Source organism: Massilia aurea (assembly GCF_024753205.1).
GTDB classification, from domain to species: domain Bacteria; phylum Pseudomonadota; class Gammaproteobacteria; order Burkholderiales; family Burkholderiaceae_D; genus Telluria; species Telluria aurea.
The window spans coordinates 53,742-66,480 of the sequence record NZ_JANUGZ010000008.1; the positions used below are offsets into that span (position 1 = coordinate 53,742).

The following is a 12,739-nucleotide window of genomic DNA, read 5'->3' on the forward strand; positions in this document are numbered from 1 at the left end:
GCTTCCACCCGACGATGCAGCCACAGATTTGCCACCTGCAACCGACATAAACGTCTTCGTCATCGCAGTCGAAAGCTTGCTGGGATCGAAAGGAACAACCGCGCCGTTTCGTCGAATGATTCGATAGTCGCCCCGTGCGGCGACCGAATGAGCAAGGGAATGGGTCATAAGATGTCCTAAAAAATTTAACCGGGTGATCCTGCAGCAGAATTGTAGCCCCAAATCGACGCAATTTTGGATTTAGGAGCAACTGATCGGCAGACTTGCCATCCGACGTCTGCCGCTTCCGTGGACAAAACAGACGCCAGTCTCCTGACCGCAAGTTTCTTACGTTTCGCTGGCCGGCCCCATGTGTTCGCGCTCGTAGGCACGGATCGCGTCGAGCGCTTTCTGCTTGGTGTAGACCATCGTCGTGTCCATGCTGGTATGACCGAGCAGATCAGCGACCTCGCGCATCGACTGGCCCTGCAACAAGGCAGACTTGGCGAAGGTGTGGCGCAGCCAATGCGGCGAGGCCTTGCGAAGATCGTCGGCGAGTCGTTTGGTCTCAGAGTCGGCGTCGAGCATCGCGGCCGTGGTTGCCAGTCTCGCTTTCACGCGCGCAAACAGGTGCTGCCTCGTCGTCAGTTCCTTCCAGGCGCCGAAATAGCGCCGGTCGTTGGCGCTGCGCACCGGCTTGCCGGCGATCAGGACGGCCCGCGTGTAAGGAGAAAGCAGCAGGGCGCCTTTTTCCGATAGCGTCGGCTGCGGCGACAGGCCAAACTCCATACGGTACCCCTCGAGCATTTTAAGAAGGGTATCCGTGACCGGCACCCAGCGCTCTTTTCCACCTTTAGCAACCGATGCAGTGACATGAAAAATCCAGTAGCGTCGCTTCGTCTGAGGATCCGAGAGCTGCTCGAAAGCGTTCATGGACGACCCGACGATCTCGCTCGCGCGCAGGCCCAGTTCGCGCAAGGCCACGAGAATGAACCGATCGCGCAAGTTAATTTGGCGTGCGGCCGGCGTGTCGCATCGCTCGCGCTCCATCGTCGCCAGCACCAGGGCGTGGACGTCGACGTCGATCGCGCGATGCGCGTTGATCGTGCGCCGCGTGCCGGCACCCTCGAGCGCCATGGGATTGAGGCGAATATACCCGCTTGTGTGCCACGCCCTGAACATCGCGTGCACGAAGCGCTCGATGTCGGCGCGGCTTCCATCCGACGGCTGGATCCTGAATGGTGTATGGCCTGGCTCGCCCTGTTTCGCGTAACGTCCCGGCCGTCCTTTGCCCGCGTCAATGCGAGCGCATAACGCCTCGAATGGCAGTTCTTCGAGAAATTCTTTAAAGGCTTCGACATCCTGCAGGTTCCAGCGCGACGGCGTGACGCGGCGCACGTTCTCGCAATACCAGCGCAATTTCGCCAGGTGAAACGCATACGTTTTGACGGTCTCTTCGGATCCATTCTTGCTCTTGCGAGCGACCGAGCGCAACCAAACAGCGGCTGCGTCCCAGTCATCCTCGACTGGTCCCAGACCGTGATCGGGCTGCGGCACCGGTACCATCAGGTCGATCGCTGCCAGCGGGGCAATCATGATGTCGTTCACTTCGATCCTTTCTGGAGTATCGGGGGAATCGCCGCGCCGCGCTGGTAGGCGAGCTGGCGGAATGTCTCGAGCAAAATATTGTCTTCTTTGGCCTTGGCTGCGGCCTGCGCCTCAATGACCTGACAGCGCTCGCGCCACAATCTCGTCTCGCCACGGGCATCATCGATGGCGCGCATGGTGAACCGGCGCGATTCCTCGACCTCGGCGGCCAGCTTGCCGATGCTGTCAGCCTGCTTGTTCAACGTGTTCCTGGCGGCCTGCAGCTCGGCGGACAGCACTTCGACACTGGCCTGCGCTGCCAGCAGTTCGCCGGCGAGCCGTGCGGCGTGGGCGCGCGCATCGGCCAACGCATGTTCGGTCTCTGCTGCACGCTCGCGCCAGAATCCGGCATCCGGCCCCGCCGCGCCGGCGCTAGCGTCGGCGTGCCTGGCCGGCCGCTCGCCGATCGCGTCGGTAACCGCGGCGCGAATCGCCTCTCCAAGCCGTGGCGCGTCCAGCGCCGCCGCTTGCATTGACCCATCGCGCTCGAGCGCGAGCTCGTCGCGTAGTCTCTCTTTCTCCATCGCGAGCGTCGACGTCGATGGGCGCCGCTCAGGCGCGTAGACGGACAGCAGGCGCCGGTAGATGGCAGGGCTGAAGGTTTTGCCGGTCGCGCTGTGCACGGCCCGCATGAACGCGCGGACAAACGGGCGATGATCGCGCTGGTCGAGAGGGTGATTCGCTTCAATCATCCTCAGGTGCGCAAGCAGAGTACGCGCCTCATCATCCTGAAGTTTAAAGGGTGGGCGAGTCATGATGATGTCCCTGGTGGCCAGAAGATCAGCGGCGGGGGCGGCGGAAGAGGGCGGCGCACCGCGGCATACAGATTCTGCGCAGCGAGGTAGTCGATCAGGTGCCATCCATGCGGCGTCGGCAACACAAACCGATTCACTTCCGCCGGCGAGAACGAGAAATCGTCGGGCAGCCGCAATACCCGCTTGGCCGTGCCGTCGGCGCTGTTGCACTGTTCGCACATCACCGTCTCGGGAAACCGCGCAGGCCTTGGACCATGATCATGGTGCTTGGCCAGGCCGCACGCCCATCCCTGATAGCTGTTCGGGCTGTTGCGAAACAGCGTGGTCCAGCGGATCGCTTGGTACTTCGTACGACGACAGCCCGGGCACCGCCAGTGCGGGCCGAGGCTGGCATAGAGCAGCCTGCAATGTGCCCCATTAAAGGCGTCGATTTGTTCCTGGGTAGGTATGCGGCGCTCGCGATTCTTTTTGATTGTCCTTTCGCGCCGCGGGTCGGTCCGCCCGGTGCCGAGACAACGCACGCAGGTCGTCATGGGAATCGGACCTGTATCGAGGTGATGGACGCAATCGCACTGGCGGCCAGGTACCGACTTGCGGGAGGGTAGCGTGAGCGCGGGCATTAGAGCACTCCAGGAGTTACGGTTGACGAAATCTCTGCCGTAGCGATATCGACCGGACCTGCGTCGGCGTCGCCCACGACGTTGCGTTGTCGTCGCGGCCGCGGCTGTCCAAGCACGTAAAGGCGGTGATATGCCATGTAGTGCGCCTGGTCGGGGGCGAACTGGCCGACATTCGCGTCAGGCGCGATATGCCAGGCCTGCAGCACGGCAGGGTCAAGCGCCGGCGCGACGATCATCCGGCCCTCATCCGTAAAACTGATCAGGCCCGTGTCGAACAGGTGGTCGACGTGCGGAGCCAGCATCAAGCCATTCGCAGCGTCGAGGTGTTCACCGTCTTCGCATACCGCCCAGGGTTTGATGTGGCTGGCCACGAGGCAGTGCGACTGCGTGATGCCGGTCACCCGGCACGCCGGCTCCCGGGCCAGCACGCCGTCGCGAAAGCGCCCCTGGCCGATGCGAGCGCGAACGAGCTGCGTCCTGGTCACGCTGTCGTACTTCGGGTCCGCCTTGATACGCTTGAGCGTGTCCGCATCCTGTGCTTCAGCGTCCAGCTGGCGCCGCCCTTGCGCCTCCCGCAGCATCGTGGTCATGAGGTCATGAAGTGGGGTGCCGGCGTTGCAGGCCTGCAGGCCATGCTGGGGAACGCGGGTGCGTGCAGACACTTCGCTCATGGTCCGGGTCACCGATGTATCCCAGTCGACGCCGAGCGAGCGCACCATCTCGGCCGGGTTGGGGTACAGCGCCGTGCCGCCGCTGCTGTCCTGCAGGTCTTTTGGACTGCACACCCAGCCGATGGCGACGAAGCCGAGCCGGTCCTCGTAGGCGAAGACCGGGTCGCCGGGCATCATGGCAACGAGCGCATTATTGTATTTACCGGGTTTTTCGGGCCGCGGCGTCACGAACAGCCGACCAGCTTTTAACCAGTGGGCAAATGGAGAAACGTCGCCGGGCGCACGCTGAAATTCGTGAAAGCTCTGCATGTCGGTATTGACGAACCAGATCCGGGCCGGTGCCGTGTAGCCGAGGTCGACCATCATTTGGGCACGCACACCGTGGTCACGCGCGGCAGGTGTTCAGCGTAGGCAGACTTCAATTCCTTGGCCAGCCTGGCCGCGGCCGCGTTGCACGACTGTTCGCTGGTGAACTCGGTCGAGCTCGAGGTGAGGACGGGACTGGGACTGGAATGCAGGAGCAAGGTGAGGAAAAGGACGAACATGGCGGCAAGTATATGGATGAGATGACAGGTACATTAACAGGTATAAAAAGACCTGTAAATGTGTAGATTCTTACTTAGCACATATTAAGTAAGAATCTAAACCGACCCTGCGTTTTTTGCCGTGGAACAGCCTTGTTGCACGAATTTGTTCCTAGCGCTTGCAACAGAAACCTGCCACGCCACCGCCGTCAAGCCGGCGCTCGCGCCTGTCGCCAGGCGCTGGAGCCCAGCGTAGCTCGCAGCTATCATGTCTCCAGTCGTACAGTGAAGTAAATGTGGTCGCTCATGAAATATGCAAGGCACTGATTCTTCAGTGCTTTTTTCTACCTGTTTCAAATTTACTGTCTCTCATCCGCGGAGTTTCAAATTTACTTCGTTTAATTGACCACATTTACTTCGCCGAACGCCAGGCGTTGCGCCTGCTGAAGCCACACCCGTCGAAACACTCCGAAGGGCTGGTTGTTGTCTTGCCGAAATCCAGCTTTCTGTCGACCTGCGGCGAATCGGCGCCTGCTGCTGCGCTACGTCCATGCGGGAAACGACACCGGCTTCCAGTAAAGCAGGTTTTTTTCTGCTTTCGGCAGCTCCGTCCCGGCTAGGTGCCATTCGCTCGCCGAGCTGGCGAGGAATGGCAGGCGCACGCTCCGGGCAAGCTCGATGCTAGCGAAGCCGCTATTGACGCGTTCGGCGGCCGCGAAGTTGGAATAACAAGGACGCGATTCGAACGGGCGCTTTTGGCCATCAAAGCGTTGGTCTCCCCCTGGCTCACATCGCCTGAGGCGGCCAAGGATGTCAGCGATACCTTCAACTATGGCGGTTGCCTGCTGATGTATGCGGCCCTCATTCAGACCGAGGCGTTCACCGAGCTGGACCTGTATAAGGCGTTCAAGCCCTAGGTGGCTGATCAGGATGGTGGCACCCGTGCCCATAAAGCCCCCGTGCGCTAATTCGTCGACACGGCGCCCCACCAGCCGGTCTTCGCAGTCGCGCAGCAGGAACTGGGGTGTGGCCGCATACATGCGGCTCTCCAGCCTTGACGGCACTGTCTGCGTGATTCGGTCGCCATGGTCCCGCCCAAATTCCCTACCACCGCCCTCGGCCAGCAGCGACGGGAAATAGGTACGCATCGCGCGCTGACACAAAGGCTGAAGCCCCGAAAAGAATGTGGTGGCGTTGTCTCGGGAAATTCCCTCAATCGCTTCCGCCCAGCCTTCGTGTGCGTCTTCTACGCGCCGTACAGACTCGAAGCCGAAGCGCGCGACGTGCACGCTCCGGATATAGCTGTAGCCCACCGCAAGCGCACACGCTCGCAGGTGTTCGCTGGAAGCCGGTAGCCGTTTTTTTGCGCGCGATGCCGACAGCCGATCCAGGTAGCCTTCCTCGCTGAGCACGTAGCGCGCGTCCTTGTTTAGACGTTCCAGGTTGCTCGGCCAGGCCTGCGCTACGAGGCCAAGCGCCCTGTTGAGTCCCTGCTCGGCCAAGTCCTGCCTCCCTGCGTAACTGATCACCCAAAGTGCCAGCGTCAGCTGCTCGTCGGTTTGACCTAGTGCGGCCAGCATCTGCGGGGCCATGTCTTCGACGTCCTCCTCGGGAGAGGGTATGGCCACCGGCTGCTCGAACACATGGGCACGCGAAAGATTGTGACAGGGTGCCGCATGTAGTACGCGCCGTGCCCGTAGGAAGCCGAGCTGGTATCGCGCGTAGAGCGGGTCGGCGCCGAGCGCGGCGTTGAGCAATTTGTTGGCCCGCTCGAAGTCGCCCGCTGCCAAGGTCAGGTATGCGATCTGGTCGAACAGGACGGTTGGCACCCAGTTGTATTTCTCGGGCTCGGAGGGCTTTGCCGCATGCAGGTAGGCTCCCACGTCACGCTGTGCACTGGCGAGTTCGTTGCGATCGGCATGCCGTGTCAGGCGCACATTCAACCGGATGAGCTCTTGGGTCATGTGCTTGTCGGCGGGCCGTTCAGAGCGGTAGAAGAGCTCTCGCAATTCGGCATTATGCTGGGCCATCGTTTGCAAGCGTGGGGCAGTGTAGACATGGAAATGGATTCGATCCCCGATATCGCCCAGGTCCAACTCCTGGATCAATTCGTCCCTCTTGGCGTCGAATTTTTTCGTATTTTCGATTTCAGCGGTCGTGGCCACGATGAACGTGAACGCTCGCCCCTCCCCAATCGTCTTGCGCGCGAAGGTGCCGAGCGCGCGCCGGAAATCACGTGAAAAATGAGACCAATCGAGCGACTGCATCGCCTTGCACTGGATGACCACCCGGGCCGGCGCTTCGCCCTTGGTCGTGGTCAGGCGGATGTCGATGCCGTCTTGGCCGAAAGTATTCGCTCCGTAGAAATTCGCGTCCGGGGCATCAAAGTAGCGCTCGAAAAGTATTAGGCAGAGTTGTTCAAATTCGCGCCAGTCAAGGCGATCCAACTCAGTAAGAAGTGACATAGACGGCTGCGGTCGACAGAAAAAAGCTATTGTAGCGTCCGAACGACAGGCGCCTCTCGATCAGCTATTAACTCGACAATATATCTTCTAATGTCGAGTTGGGGATCGTGCGTGCTGGCGCTAGCGTACGCGCTCTGGAATGAGGTCCGAAAGAGCCACCGGCCGTCCGCCTTCAACACCAGCTAATCGCTGCAATTCCTGCGCGTGATCAAGTGAACACTCGACCGGGAACACCGGCGCACCGTTTGCCAACAGCCATATTGTGCGGGTAATCCCGTTTGTGAAGGACAGCCAGGGAAGACCGCGCGGCGCGATCACGACCTCTTCCGTGAATAGAAAGAAGCGGCGGCGAACCTCGGTAAGGTCGTGTTCAGCATGGCCGCAATTCACTTCCGCCAGTGGTACTGGATTCTCGGCGCCTTTGGAAAACCCATCATCCGCCCAACGGTATTTGTAATCGCTCGACCACGTTCCAGGATCGCCAAGGGCAATTTCGCGGTGCGAGCTATGCGGCTGGCGCCAGAGGTTTAAAAAACGCACCGCGTCGACTTCCACGACCGCTTTTCGATCGGCGTCATAGTTGGGCCGCTCGGCCCGCATGAACACATCTCCGAGCGTTTGAGTGGGGATACGGAACACTGCGCATTCGGTAAAGTAGATTTCACGTTTTTCAAATAGGGTCTGCATTAGAATTCATCAATCTGCTGTCAAGTGGTGAGCGGGGCTTGTACCCTTCCCCACTGATTGTATTCGCGACATGCGCGTGCGCAACAACGTAGCCTCGCTACGCAGGCCGAGAGGTCAATTTCTTGCCCATTCACAATAAAAATGCCATACTTCGCTGTTGCCATGCGGCACTGTTTTTCCCAAAATTCCTGCAAGGCTGGTCCCGCTCATTGCTGCGCGCCTTCAACCGCATCTCCAAACACCTATCTACTCGTCCGAGCGCCTGCTCCAGCGAGTCGCCTACCGACTCCCCACCTTACATCGTCGACCTTCGACATCAGGGAGAATCTATGCACATCATCCACGGAGCCTTGATCGAATCGGCTCAGCAGCCAAGCCAGGCTGCATCAAAAAATCCAACGCTCACCGAGCAGTCCAGCAGCGAACTCAGCCAAGCTGACCATCTCGGCATCCAGTACGTCACGTCGTTTCCATTCGCGCCCGATGCCCGAGTCGCAGGGTATCTGATCAAAGCCGACATCGGGCCGACCAGTTATGGCCACCTGTATGGCGCCGACCTGCCACCAGGTGCGAACTTCGTTACCTTTGAAGCCATCGGCGTCGATTCTCGCGGGGGCTATGACATTGTTCGCACCGCAGCCGGCGTGGCCTATGTCATCGTGACCTATGCATCCCACGCACGTGAGCGCGGCTTGAGTCACCTGAAGGAACACATTGGGGCCAATCCTGATCACTATGCGGCGCGTTCGCTCATCCTGAGCGACCCGTGGTCGCATACGCAACAGATGATCGACCAGCTTGAGGCTGGCTGGAAGCGGCGCTGGGGGCGTGATCAGGCCCAGCAACGCCTTGAAACCCTTCACCTGGCGCTCGGCGAGATTAAACGCGTCTAGAGCAACCTTACGCTGACTGGTAACCCAGTCAGCGCCCTTCCCTGCCTATTGCCGGTTCACCGAACTCAACAAGTTCCGCGAGCCCATGTCGCTCATTCCTTTTATCACGCCGACTTCGGCATATACTGGAAAGAGACACCATGAAACGATTCACCTTCGCAACCCTCAAAGCCTTCTGGCTTGGCATGATAGAGTTCCGCCGTGACTTCACCAGCAACTGCGCTGGCCAAGAAGAAGCGTATGACTGGGGCCGAGAGATCGCGCACCGTCTGACGATGCGCCGCTTCGATCCAGCCTGATGGATATCCATAAAACCTGCTTGGGCAGCACCGCCTGGCGCTTTAAGGAGCCCGACGCACCAGGCTTAATAGCCTTGGTATACGACGCCGAGAGCAAGAGGATCGCCGATAGGCCAGAGACCGATCGGCTGACCTTCGTACTACTCGAAGGCAGCGTCAACGATCCGGTCGGCGCTATCGAAATCGATGGAAGGGCTGGACTAAATTCTTGGTATCAGACCCATGTTGGCTACGTCCCAGATAATGAACCTGACGGTCCTGTCCCTATCATGCAGCTCATCGAAAATGTCGCCACGCACCTGCTGCTGCGGTATTTCGAAGAAGGGCTACTGCCAGATGACAAATAAACTCGCAAAGTAACTTGAGCCATCAGGGTGGCCACAACCGTGGTCACCCTGACACACTCCTTTCCTATCGGTTCACGATATCGCTGATGTCGCAAGCCCTCCCCGGCTGCCCCATTTACAACGCCGATCCTCGGCAATGACTGGAGCGCACAATGCACGCAATTTCAAACCCAAATCAATCCAACGCAGCACGCCAGCACGAAGTGGCACTCGACATGGATGCAGCCGAAACCTACCGGCGCTCGCCAAACCTGGACCGCCTCGACACAAACCTGCTGATCGCCAAATTGCACGCAGCGCGCAGCGCTGACGAATTCTGCATGCCGCAAACGATATCCCGTACACCAGATACGGCTGGCTGGTGGCACACCCACAGTTTCGCTCGAGTGCTCGACAAGGCTGAAATGTTCGCGACGATCCTGCCAGGTCGATACTTCCAATAGTCCTCGCCAATCAATCCGTCCAGCCATTTCAGGCTGGGCGCCCTCCCCGGCTGCATCCTCCTGGATGCAGCTTACTGCTTACCTCAATTCTTGAGGCAAGCCCGTACGGTTCCCTTTTTATCTCGCCGGCTCCCGGCATTTACTTAGGAACTTTCATGAACAATCAAGCGGTCGCCCAAGTCACTCTCCACAACAACACCGGTAACAGCGACAAGATCTACGAATGCGTGGTCGTTCGTTCCGGCGACCTATACCTGGTCAACACCCAGAGTGGTCGCCGTGGAGGTTCGATGACCCCGCGCACGAAAACGAAGCAACCAGTGTCGCTGGAGGCTGCGATGAAAATCTACGACGGGGTCGTAAAAGAGAAGAAAGCAGAGAGCTACTACGTGCTTGAAGGCGACGTTGCGGTAGCCGCCCCAGCAGCCTCCAATGACCCGACCGGCGCCTTCCATCAACCGCAGCTGCTGAACGATATCGATCGTGATGCAGCGATGGCGCTGATAGAAGACGACGAGTGGGTGATGGAAGAAAAGATGGACGGTAAGCGCATCGCCACAGCTATCAGCGCTTCCGACATTTCGCATCTCCAACAAGTCAGCCCGCGCATGCAGCATTCCGGCGCCGATCGTCACTGCAATCCAGTCGCTGACAAGCGTCGAGTATGTGGGGCCTGTGCTCTATATCGAAACTGACGGCGAGTTGATAGGCGACAAGTACCATGTGTTCGATATTTTCGCGATCGATGGTGCGGACCTGCGGCATTTGCCATACGAAACCCGCGCAGCGCACTACGCCAAGCTGATCAGGCGGAACAAAGCCCTGTCCAGCAGCGTGTTCGACACGATCGAGGCAGTTGAAACGTTCTACGGAACGGCTGCCAAGCGCGCTGCATTCGAGCATATTGAAAGTCGAAATGGTGAGGGCGTGGTGTTCAAGCGCCGCGATATGGTCTACGCACCTGGACGTCCGAATAGCGGCGGGCCGGCGCTCAAGTTCAAGTTCAAGGAAAGCTCTACTGCAATCTGTTTGGGCGACAGCAGCGATGGAAAGCGAAGCATCAGGCTTGGCCTCTTGTCGAGCGATGGCGAAATGGTGAACGTCGGAAAAGTTACCGTCCCGCCAAATCAGCCTGTCCCGAAGCCAAACGACCTGGTCGAGATTCAGTACTTATACAAGTACGAAAACGGTTCACCATTCCAGCCGGTCTTGCTTCGAGTTCGTGACGATCAAAACCGCGACGAATGCACCCTTGCGCAAGTCAAGCGTTTGAAAGCGAAAGTCGGGGCCGAAACCGAGGAAATGGAATAACCAAAGCAACGCTGTGGCGGGTGCGAAACTAAGTTTCGCACTGGATCGCAGTTGTGGCCTACGCATGGCCCGCAGTATCTTGTTTTCCCTGCCCTAACGCTCAGTCCATCCGGACTGAGCACCCTCCCCCTCTCCCTACACGCCCACCACATTCAGGCGCATTTCCAGGCTCAAATATTGCAGTGCCCTAGATGCTTGCAGATCCTGAGCGAATCGCGGCCCGTTTCCTAATCCCGAACTAGAGTCGCGTCTTGTGAGACCCTGTTAGACCCTATTCGACCTTGGTTAGGTCTATCCGTTCATGTACAGTCTGCGCGTAGTAGATAAGCATTCTCCGCAGCATTGACGCGGCAACTCCACAATAGGACGGGCAAATGGGCACCAATTCGCAGAAAGAAATGCAAGTAGTGGTCGGGGCTGATGACGGCCACGATACGATCAAGTTGTGTCACGGCTGGGACAGCGCAACTCAAACTTGGCGTTACGGGTACCACAAATCGCGTGCCGTTGAAGGCCTCCAGCAGGTGATGTCGATGGGTGGGCCTGGCGGCGCCGGTGGCGCTTACGAGACCGGTGGGAAGCGCTATACCGTAGCGGGCTCGCAGAATCTGCTCCAGGCGCTCGACACCCGCATGGAGGGGTACCCTTTATCTGACCTAAACCGCACCCTCGTAAATCACTCGTTGGCTGCTTGCGGCTTGGGCGATGTTCAAGTGCATCTGATCACCGGCCTGCCAGTCGACCAGTATTACAAGAACGGCGCACCTAATCAGGAGCTTATCGGACAAAAGATCGCAAGTCTTGCGAAGCCGGCTCAACGAGTTGGTAAAGGCCCGGCGTTGGCCCGAATCGTCGGGCAGAGCGTTATCAGCGAGGCGATCGCCGCGTTTTACGATGCGCTGATCCAGCCCGATGGGGAGTTCAATGCCGAGATCGAGGCGCTGATTGCGCGGCGGCCAATTGCTGTGATGGACATGGGCGGCAAGACGACGGACTTAGTTGTTGTCGCTGAACACGGCAGCTCGGTGTACAAGGACCAGAGTGGAACGAAGGACATTGGCGTCCTCCAGCTGCTCGACCAGGTCGCAGAAAGCATAAAGTCGGAGTTCCGTCTGAATGACAATCCTCCTTTGCCCTATGTAGAGGAGGCATGCCGCACCAAGAAATACGAGCTATTCGGAGAGCAGGTGGACGTCAGCCAGATCGTCACGGCGGCGTGTGAATCATATTTGGAGCGGGTGAAGAATTTTTTCGTGTCCAAACTTCGCGATGGATCTATCGTTGGCGCTGTCCTTTTTGTCGGCGGCGGCACCGCGCTGATCCAGAGCATCTTGGGACCAACGGCGTTCGAATCGATCTACAGGGGGAAGCGCTTTATCGCAATAGATCCAGAATATGCAAACGCTCGCGGCATGTGGAAGTTTGGCATGTACATCCTGGATGATGCAGAGCGTACAATCGAGGCCCCGGCCGCAACGAAAGGCGCTCCAGCCAAGTCCACGCGTGCCAGCGCAGTCGAATCTGTATAAAAGGACGAGGTAATGGCGAAGGATAATCCGGAAGCTTTAACAGCACAGTACAAGGTACTGATCAGGCCCACGGATGTTGGACTGCTTGTTATGAAGCGGCTGCAAAGGCCTGCCCTGGACAAGAGTGCTGAACTGCGAAGGTTGATCGAACTGGGCTACGCGGCTGAGCAAGCCGGCTTTATCCTCGACGGGACTATTCTGAGAAACGGTGGGCGGGTATGGGATGTTCAACCTGTCCTTGCCAGCGAACGCGGCCAGGAGCAAATTAAAGCATCGAAGGCCGAGATTACAACAACACCGAGTTCGACGTCGTCCAGCGATGGATCGGATTCAGCGGTCGCATCAGCAATCAAAGCTGACGCGCCCGTTGCGTGCGAAGCCACCACCCTGACCGATGCGAAAGGCTGCGCTCGTACCGGTCTACGCGCTAATTTGCGAAAACTCTCGAATCCTTGACTCTTACCTTTACAACAAAAGCGGCCTACGGGCCGCTTTGTTTTTGTGCCGGGGCTAACTTTTAGCCTATCGCCGCGGCCAGAAATTCATATTATGAATTCTTGGTCATGCGG

At 58.7% G+C, this 12,739-nt stretch carries 15 protein-coding genes; 8 read left to right on the forward strand and 7 right to left on the reverse strand.

Annotated elements, in window-relative coordinates:
- Nucleotides 1-327: 327 nt before the first annotated feature.
- The 7 genes from NX775_RS23230 to NX775_RS23260 all read right to left on the reverse strand — a co-directional run bounded on the left by NX775_RS23230 (nt 328) and on the right by NX775_RS23260 (nt 7,348).
- A complete protein-coding gene (locus tag NX775_RS23230; protein WP_258838141.1) occupies nt 328-1,587 on the reverse strand; it encodes a tyrosine-type recombinase/integrase in 1,260 nt (419 codons plus the stop codon).
- Nucleotides 1,584-2,381, reverse strand: coding sequence for a hypothetical protein (locus tag NX775_RS23235; RefSeq protein ID WP_258838142.1), 798 nt, complete (start codon nt 2,379-2,381; stop codon nt 1,584-1,586). Before NX775_RS23235 ends, NX775_RS23230 begins: the two co-directional genes overlap by 4 nt.
- Nucleotides 2,378-2,914: a hypothetical protein gene (locus NX775_RS23240; RefSeq protein ID WP_258838143.1), complete on the reverse strand. Its 537-nt coding sequence runs from the start codon at nt 2,912-2,914 to the stop codon at nt 2,378-2,380. The genes NX775_RS23235 and NX775_RS23240 overlap by 4 nt, the downstream gene beginning before the upstream one ends.
- An 86-nt stretch (nt 2,915-3,000) precedes the next feature.
- On the reverse strand, nt 3,001-4,038 hold the full coding sequence (locus NX775_RS23245; RefSeq protein ID WP_258838144.1) for an HNH endonuclease: 1,038 nt from the start codon (nt 4,036-4,038) through the stop codon (nt 3,001-3,003).
- Nucleotides 4,035-4,217 carry a hypothetical protein gene (locus NX775_RS23250; RefSeq protein ID WP_258838145.1) on the reverse strand — a complete coding sequence of 61 codons (183 nt, stop codon included), beginning with the start codon at nt 4,215-4,217 and terminating at the stop codon, nt 4,035-4,037. Before NX775_RS23250 ends, NX775_RS23245 begins: the two co-directional genes overlap by 4 nt.
- A gap of 521 nt (nt 4,218-4,738) precedes the next feature.
- Nucleotides 4,739-6,661: a hypothetical protein gene (locus NX775_RS23255; protein ID WP_258838146.1), complete on the reverse strand. Its 1,923-nt coding sequence runs from the start codon at nt 6,659-6,661 to the stop codon at nt 4,739-4,741.
- A 120-nt stretch (nt 6,662-6,781) separates the two neighbouring features.
- Nucleotides 6,782-7,348 carry a plasmid fertility inhibition factor family protein gene (locus tag NX775_RS23260; RefSeq protein ID WP_258838147.1) on the reverse strand — a complete coding sequence of 189 codons (567 nt, stop codon included), beginning with the start codon at nt 7,346-7,348 and terminating at the stop codon, nt 6,782-6,784.
- Between the two features lie 329 nt (nt 7,349-7,677).
- Between NX775_RS23260 and NX775_RS23265 the strand changes: the two genes are divergently transcribed.
- The 8 genes from NX775_RS23265 (at nt 7,678) to NX775_RS23300 (ending at nt 12,626) form a co-directional block, all read left to right on the forward strand.
- Nucleotides 7,678-8,241, forward strand: coding sequence for a hypothetical protein (locus NX775_RS23265; protein WP_258838148.1), 564 nt, complete (start codon nt 7,678-7,680; stop codon nt 8,239-8,241).
- Nucleotides 8,242-8,381: 140 nt separating this feature from the next.
- Entirely contained in the window at nt 8,382-8,540 is a 159-nt protein-coding gene (locus NX775_RS23270) for a hypothetical protein (protein WP_258838149.1), read from the forward strand.
- Nucleotides 8,540-8,887 (forward strand): hypothetical protein, encoded by a 348-nt coding sequence (locus tag NX775_RS23275; RefSeq protein ID WP_258838150.1) that lies wholly within the window; start codon nt 8,540-8,542, stop codon nt 8,885-8,887. Before NX775_RS23270 ends, NX775_RS23275 begins: the two co-directional genes overlap by 1 nt.
- A gap of 152 nt (nt 8,888-9,039) precedes the next feature.
- Nucleotides 9,040-9,330 (forward strand): hypothetical protein, encoded by a 291-nt coding sequence (locus NX775_RS23280; protein WP_258838151.1) that lies wholly within the window; start codon nt 9,040-9,042, stop codon nt 9,328-9,330.
- 155 nt (nt 9,331-9,485) lie between these two features.
- Complete coding sequence (locus tag NX775_RS23285; RefSeq protein ID WP_258838152.1) at nt 9,486-10,025, forward strand: hypothetical protein; 540 nt, start codon at nt 9,486-9,488, stop codon at nt 10,023-10,025.
- Nucleotides 10,006-10,641, forward strand: coding sequence for an ATP-dependent DNA ligase (locus tag NX775_RS23290; RefSeq protein WP_258838153.1), 636 nt, complete (start codon nt 10,006-10,008; stop codon nt 10,639-10,641). The genes NX775_RS23285 and NX775_RS23290 overlap by 20 nt, the downstream gene beginning before the upstream one ends.
- A 374-nt stretch (nt 10,642-11,015) precedes the next feature.
- Nucleotides 11,016-12,170 carry a ParM/StbA family protein gene (gene parM, locus NX775_RS23295; RefSeq protein ID WP_258838154.1) on the forward strand — a complete coding sequence of 385 codons (1,155 nt, stop codon included), beginning with the start codon at nt 11,016-11,018 and terminating at the stop codon, nt 12,168-12,170.
- 12 nt (nt 12,171-12,182) lie between these two features.
- Nucleotides 12,183-12,626: a hypothetical protein gene (locus NX775_RS23300; RefSeq protein ID WP_258838155.1), complete on the forward strand. Its 444-nt coding sequence runs from the start codon at nt 12,183-12,185 to the stop codon at nt 12,624-12,626.
- The last annotated feature ends 113 nt before the right edge of the window (nt 12,627-12,739 follow it).

Excerpts from the sequence above, each read along its gene's own strand:
- NX775_RS23235 (WP_258838142.1), bottom strand. The coding sequence starts at position 2,381 with ATGACTCGCCCACCCTTTAAACTTCAGGATGATGAGGCGCGTACTCTG.
- NX775_RS23240 (WP_258838143.1), bottom strand. The coding sequence starts at position 2,914 with ATGACGACCTGCGTGCGTTGTCTCGGCACCGGGCGGACCGACCCGCGG.
- NX775_RS23245 (WP_258838144.1), bottom strand. The coding sequence starts at position 4,038 with ATGATGGTCGACCTCGGCTACACGGCACCGGCCCGGATCTGGTTCGTC.
- NX775_RS23250 (WP_258838145.1), bottom strand. The coding sequence starts at position 4,217 with ATGTTCGTCCTTTTCCTCACCTTGCTCCTGCATTCCAGTCCCAGTCCC.
- NX775_RS23255 (WP_258838146.1), bottom strand. The coding sequence starts at position 6,661 with ATGTCACTTCTTACTGAGTTGGATCGCCTTGACTGGCGCGAATTTGAA.
- NX775_RS23260 (WP_258838147.1), bottom strand. The coding sequence starts at position 7,348 with ATGCAGACCCTATTTGAAAAACGTGAAATCTACTTTACCGAATGCGCA.
- NX775_RS23265 (WP_258838148.1), top strand. The coding sequence starts at position 7,678 with ATGCACATCATCCACGGAGCCTTGATCGAATCGGCTCAGCAGCCAAGC.
- NX775_RS23270 (WP_258838149.1), top strand. The coding sequence starts at position 8,382 with ATGAAACGATTCACCTTCGCAACCCTCAAAGCCTTCTGGCTTGGCATG.
- NX775_RS23275 (WP_258838150.1), top strand. The coding sequence starts at position 8,540 with ATGGATATCCATAAAACCTGCTTGGGCAGCACCGCCTGGCGCTTTAAG.
- NX775_RS23280 (WP_258838151.1), top strand. The coding sequence starts at position 9,040 with ATGCACGCAATTTCAAACCCAAATCAATCCAACGCAGCACGCCAGCAC.
- NX775_RS23285 (WP_258838152.1), top strand. The coding sequence starts at position 9,486 with ATGAACAATCAAGCGGTCGCCCAAGTCACTCTCCACAACAACACCGGT.
- parM (WP_258838154.1), top strand. The coding sequence starts at position 11,016 with ATGGGCACCAATTCGCAGAAAGAAATGCAAGTAGTGGTCGGGGCTGAT.
- NX775_RS23300 (WP_258838155.1), top strand. The coding sequence starts at position 12,183 with ATGGCGAAGGATAATCCGGAAGCTTTAACAGCACAGTACAAGGTACTG.